The following is a 6115-nucleotide window of genomic DNA, read 5'->3' on the forward strand; positions in this document are numbered from 1 at the left end:
GTATGAAAATGGACGTGTATAGTAAATCTGTTAAACCATTCTAATGGTGTTAAATTCGGAGAAGGAGTATGTTTCATGAAGGGTATTAAACTTATATTTAAAGATTGGAAAGCGATGTGGCACCATAAACATGGACGTATCGCTTTAATTTTTTTATTAATCGTTCCTTTAATTTATTCGGGATTCTTTTTAGCTGGATATTGGGATCCATACGGACGATTAGATAAATTACCTGTTGCAGTTGTGAATTTAGATAAAGGTGCTGCAATGGATGAAAAAACAATTCATGCAGGAGACGACTTTGTTAAAAATTTAAAAGAGAATAAGGAACTGGCTTTTCATTTCGTATCAGAAAAAAATGCTGATGAAGGGTTAAAAGAAGATAAGTATTATATGGTTGTTACGATTCCGGAAGATTTCTCTAAAAAAGTAAGTACACTTATGGATGAGAAACCAGAACCGGCACAATTGCAGTACAAAGTAAATCCAGGTAAAAACTTTGTAGCAGCTCAAATTGGAACGACAGCTGTTGAAAATATGAAAACAAAAATCTCAAACAGTATTACGAAATCTTATACAGAAGGTGTCTTTTCAAAGTTTCAAGATTTGGCACAAGGATTGAGTGATGCAAGTAATGGGGCTGAGAAGTTACATGAAGGAACGACCGATGCAAAAAATGGAGCAAATCGGCTTGCGGATGGTATTGATCGTTTAAGTGACGGGACATCGAAATTGAAAGAAGGAAGTGACAAGCTTGCATCCAGTCAATCTGCTTTAACCGGGGGAGCAAATGAGCTAAGTCAAGGAGCGACATCACTTCATAGTGGTTTGGAATTACTAGCGCAAGGTGAAGGAACTTTACAATCAGGAGTTAGTGAATTAAGTGCTGGTACAAATGAATGGGTGAACGGAAGCGAGAAACTTGCTGAGGGACAAGTGAAAGCGGATGATGCGGCAAGTAGTGTGAAGAAGCAATTAGAGGAGTACATGAAAAGTCATCCAGAAGCACAGCAAGATCCTGCTTTTCAAAAAATCGTTGCTACTTCTAATGGGTTAGCTAAAGCAACAAATACTTTAAATAATGGCCAACAACAATTGACACAAGGCGCGAAGAAGCTTGCTGACGGTCAGCTTAAAGTTGAAGAAGGCATGAATACATTCGGAGTTAAGTTAAATGAAGCTACTGCTGGAACGAAAAAGATAGCAGATGGTGCGGCAAATCTAGCTGATGGATTTACGAAGTGGGGCAATGGATTTACATCATTACAAGAAGGTGTAAATCAGCTTGCGAGTGGTGGAACAGAGCTGAATAATGGCGCTGGCAAGTTAGTGAATGGCCTTGTTAAACTTGACGACGGTGCGAAAGAACTTGCTACGAAATTAGGAGAGGGCGCAGAGAAGATAGCGGATGTTCGCAATGATGATGCACGCAATACGATGTTCTCGGAGCCAGTTCAATTAGTGAAGTCAACAGTTTCTGACGTACCTAACTACGGTTCAGGTATTGCACCATATTTCTTATCACTTGCATTTTATGTCGGCGGAATAATGGCGTCAAATATTTTACCGCTTGGCCGTAGACAAAATATGAAGGTAAGTGGAACGGTACATTTTGTTAATAAACTAGGATTAGTATATTTAATTGGACTCATTCAAGCGCTACTTGTAGATGTGGTTGTGCTAGGAGTTATGAAATTAGAAGTTGCAAGTGTACCACTCTTTGTTTTATCAAGTATTGTTATTTCCTTTACGTTTATGACGTTTATTCTTATGTTAGTAACGGTATTTGGTCTTGTTGGGAAATTCGCGGCAGTAACACTTCTCGTCTTGCAATTAGCGACGAGTGGGGGGACTTTCCCAGGAGAATTAAACGTAGCTGTTCTTAGCAAAATCGGACAGTTTCTTCCAATGTCACATTCTCTTAGAGGATTACAAGATGTTATTTCTTTAGGAGATTGGTCGCAATTACGAATGCAAATTTTAATATTGTTATGTTACCTCGTTGTTGCTGGTGGAATTGCTTGGATTACGAGTCATATACAGCACAGAGAAACGAATACAGAACAAGTTTCTTAAAATGAAAGAAGCTATCCGATTTTTTCGGATAGCTTCTTTTTTATTTGCGTTCCATTACTGCAAAGTAATTATTTTCATTATCAGCAAAATTAAATGCTTTACCAGTAGGTAAATCTACAACTTGTCCAACTGTGACATTTTTCTCAGAAAGGTCTTTATATAGACGGTCTAAGTTATTTGAGAAGAACATAAGTGAAGGTGTATTAAGATTTAGTTCAGGTTGCATCTTCGCGATTAACGCTTTATCGTGAAGGACGATGCTTGTTCCTGCTTCTTTCGCCGGTGCAATTTCAATCCAGCGGAATCCTTTTCCGTTATTTTCTTCCGCAATAATTTGGAATCCTACTGTCTCAGTCCAAAATTGTACGGCTTCATCTTGATTATTTACATATAACATAATTTGTCCAATTTGATTAATCATAGGTGTATCCTACTTTCTTTTCTTGTATGGAATTCTATTATATCAAAGATATGGTTTGCATACTTTTTCGTGATTTTTCCGAAGTATGATCTTCGCCCACTTTATATTTGTTGTAGGAGAAGGTCCTGTAATCCACGTATGAAGTGGTAGTGTACTGCAAATGGCCATTGCTGAAATCGAGATTGTAGCCGTTATTGTAAATAATAATAGGCTATATAATATTGTGTTTTCTTGCAGTGTGAATAAAGAAAGGAATTTTGTACATAGTTGCAAGAAGAAAAAGTGAGCTAAATAAGCACCATACGTGTAATTTCCGATAAATCGTAAAGCTTTATATAAGAAACCGCGTCGCTGTACGATTGTAATAGATAGCACGTACAGTATCATAATTTCACAAACGATATATAAAAACATAGACGGTTTTAAATAAGTAGAAACGGTTAAATGAATAGAGTTTGCTCCGTAAAAACTAAATAACTCATAATTGATGAATAAAAATAAGATGAAAAATAATATTGTGATAAGCGGGATATGTTTCATGACAAATATACGCCAAGTTTTTAATGATACAGCAGCGATTCCGCCCATAACGAAATAGAACGAGTAGAAGAAGAAGGAACGATCTGTATAATGTAAAATGGTTGAACTAGTCAATTTCTCTCCATTAAAAATGTAGTGAGAGGAGTACCACATTAAAAGGAAATATAGACAAGCAAAGATGGTCATATATTTATATATGTCTTTTTTATTTTCTGTTCGTTTTTGAAACCAATAAAATAGTGTGCATAGTAAAGGGAATAATAAATGAATTTGGAACATCATAATAACGTACCAAAGATGCGGTGCGGCTGTTCCGAGTAGTAAACTTTTTATCCCGCCTTGTAATGTCATAATATCGTTTGTTGTTAATAAGTAAAGAATAGACCAAAAGAAATAAGGAATGAGTAGGTGTGTGGCTTTTTCAGAAATATATTCTTTGTATACTAATTGCTTTGTATAGTGACGAATTAGGTGAAACCCAACGATAAATATGAATGCAGGTGCTGAAAACTTTGCGAGATTAAATAGCATACCCATAATGAGGGATTGTTCAAGTAAGACATTTCCTTGATTCATTGTATATAATAAGGAACTTTGCAAAACGACAGCAAGAAATGCAATGCTTTGCAAAACTTTAAATTCCGGTGCGCTTTGTGTCATTGTTTCCATCTCCTTTTCCATACATGATTATAGTACGGAGTAAGGATGAGAGGTGTGGAATATTTGTGAAGATTTTAACAAATTTGTGGCAAGAGGAGATATCAACGATTTTTCGGATATATCTATTATAACTTCAAATATATCAACGATTCTTCGAATATATCTATCATAACTTCAAATATATCAACGATTTTTTCAATATATCGACGTTTCGACAAGGGATATCGACTTATCAACAAATAACGACAAAAAGAGGATGCTCGTTTAGAGCATCCTCTTTTTATTTATTAAGCAAATTTATTTTTGATCCAGTTTTTACCTTCTACAAGGCGAGCTGTCATTACGGCACAAGCATTATCTGCGGTTACGTTTAACATCGTTGCAGGAGGATCAATAATTGTACTAATTGCTGCGATAATTGGCAGTGCTTCTGGCGGGAATCCATATAGAGAAACGATTAACATTTCCCCAATCATACCTCCGCCTGGAATAGCACCCATTACTGTTCCTACTAATAGAGAAACGACAAGTGCGATTGCTAATGTTTTTGGTCCTTCAAATTCCATGTTGAAAATACCGAATAAGAAAGCAATCTTTAATACCCCGCCTAAAACAGAGCCGTCTTTATGAAGTGTAGATCCAAGAAGGACAACTGTTTCACGAACGTCTGAAGAAATACCCATTTTTTTCGTTGCTTCTAAGTTCGCTGGAATACTTGCGGCACTGCTACAAGTTGCAAGAGATGTAACTGTAGGAGAGACCATATTCTTCCAAAATATTTGAACACCTTGTTTGCGACCTGCAAGGTATGCATAGAAAGTGAAGAATACAAAGAAATAAATTAGAGATGCTGGATAGTATACCATTGCTGCTCGGAAGTAAGTTCCAAGAAGTTGTGGTCCGAATTCGCCAACTAATGCTGCGAAGTAAGCAGCAAGTCCGATTGGAGCGTAGTACATAATGAAAGATACGACTTTCATTGAAATCTCTGCACCAGCTTGTAGGAATGTAGCGAATGGTTTACCTTTTTCACCAACTGCTGAAGTTGCAACCCCCATTAAGATAGAGAAGAAAATAAGAGCTAACATATTTTCACGAGATAGTAACTTCGAGAAGTCAGATACTGTTAAGATACCGACGATTTGATCCGCAACACTCACTGCTTTTTCAGCTTTGTCAGGTTGTGTTAGTTCTAATACAACGCCTTGTGCTGGCGGGAATACTTTCACGACAATAATCATAAAAATAGCAGCTAAAATACTTGTAAATAAGAAAGTTCCAGCCATACTAGACATAATTTTACCGAAACGTTTTAATCCATCCATATTAGCAATAGATGACGCGATGCTAAAGAATACTAAAGGTACAACAATCGTAAACATTAAGTTTAAGAAAATGTCACCAAGTGGCTTTAAAGCAACTGCATCGGCACCCATGAAATAACCAATGAAACCACCAATTAGGATAGAAGATAATAAAATAAGTGGAAAGCGATATGCCTTCATAAATATACCCTCCTATCTATTATAAAAAAATCATACTGAACTATTATAGCGAGTTAGAGTCCTCTTTACTAGAAGAATACCGATAGATGGAATAGCGTGAAAACCGAGAAATTTTTGTTTTTAAGCTCGGCATACAGTTAGAAATCTAGACATATATATTTGTAACCTAGTGGTAGCAAGGGATGTACCATAACTTAGGTTTAGAAAAAAGGGGAGGGATGCGGGATGAATATTTTGCTTTGCTGTGCGGCGGGAATGTCTTCCAGTTTGATTGTTACAAAAATGGAGAAAGCAGCACAGGCAAAAGGGATAGAGGTAAAGATTTGGGCTGTATCAGGTTCTGAAGTGAATAGTCACATCGATGAAGCAGATGTACTTTTACTTGGACCGCAAGTACGTTATTTATTACCGAAAATGAAAGAACTATGTAAGGGGAAAGGGATACCTGTTGATGTCATTCAATCCGTCCATTACGGACTTTGTAATGGGGAGGCTATCTTGCAAGCAGCTTTGTCAATGAAACCATGAGGAGAGTGGGATAGATGATACGGTTTTTAGAAAAATATGTAATGCCAATAGCAGGAAAGGTAGCAGAGCAGAGGCATTTGCAAGCTATACGTGATGGAATTATTTTAACGATGCCTTTCTTAATTATTGGATCATTTTTTCTTATTATTAGTGCATTACCAATACCAGGTTATAATGATTTTATGGCAGGGTTGTTTGGTGAAAGTTGGCAGAAAGCTTTGGGGTATCCAGTTAGTGCAACTTTTAATATAATGGCTTTAATAGCTGTTTTTGGAATCGCTTACAGACTTGGAGAGTATTATAAAGTGGATGCTTTAGCATCCGGGGCATTGTCGCTTGTGACATTTTTACTTGCGACTCCATTTCAAGTTGCATATATTATACC

At 36.7% G+C, this 6115-nt stretch carries 6 protein-coding genes; 3 read left to right on the forward strand and 3 right to left on the reverse strand.

What is annotated here, in order from left to right:
* Positions 1-75 precede the first annotated feature (75 nt).
* Positions 76-2076 (forward strand): YhgE/Pip domain-containing protein, encoded by a 2001-nt coding sequence (locus JDS92_RS29315; RefSeq protein WP_199632991.1) that lies wholly within the window; start codon positions 76-78, stop codon positions 2074-2076.
* Between the two features lie 40 nt (positions 2077-2116).
* Here JDS92_RS29315 and JDS92_RS29320 read toward each other — a convergent pair whose 3' ends face one another.
* The 3 genes from JDS92_RS29320 to JDS92_RS29330 form a co-directional block, all read right to left on the reverse strand.
* The gene (locus tag JDS92_RS29320; RefSeq protein WP_000609841.1) at positions 2117-2497 is read right to left on the reverse strand and encodes a VOC family protein; all 381 of its coding nucleotides are present in this window, start codon (positions 2495-2497) and stop codon (positions 2117-2119) included.
* A 42-nt stretch (positions 2498-2539) separates the two neighbouring features.
* Positions 2540-3697: an acyltransferase gene (locus JDS92_RS29325; protein WP_000194326.1), complete on the reverse strand. Its 1158-nt coding sequence runs from the start codon at positions 3695-3697 to the stop codon at positions 2540-2542.
* 287 nt (positions 3698-3984) lie between these two features.
* Positions 3985-5202 (reverse strand): dicarboxylate/amino acid:cation symporter, encoded by a 1218-nt coding sequence (locus tag JDS92_RS29330; protein WP_000649372.1) that lies wholly within the window; start codon positions 5200-5202, stop codon positions 3985-3987.
* 225 nt (positions 5203-5427) lie between these two features.
* Here JDS92_RS29330 and JDS92_RS29335 point away from each other — a divergent pair, with 225 nt between their 5' ends.
* Both JDS92_RS29335 and JDS92_RS29340 read left to right on the forward strand, forming a co-directional pair.
* Positions 5428-5730, forward strand: coding sequence for a PTS sugar transporter subunit IIB (locus JDS92_RS29335; protein ID WP_001023559.1), 303 nt, complete (start codon positions 5428-5430; stop codon positions 5728-5730).
* A 14-nt stretch (positions 5731-5744) separates the two neighbouring features.
* Positions 5745-6115: PTS transporter subunit EIIC (locus tag JDS92_RS29340; RefSeq protein WP_199632992.1), on the forward strand; the 371-nt coding region annotated here is incomplete at its 3' end.

Source organism: Bacillus cereus group sp. N12, from assembly GCF_016483575.1.
Lineage (GTDB): Bacteria > Bacillota > Bacilli > Bacillales > Bacillaceae_G > Bacillus_A > Bacillus_A toyonensis.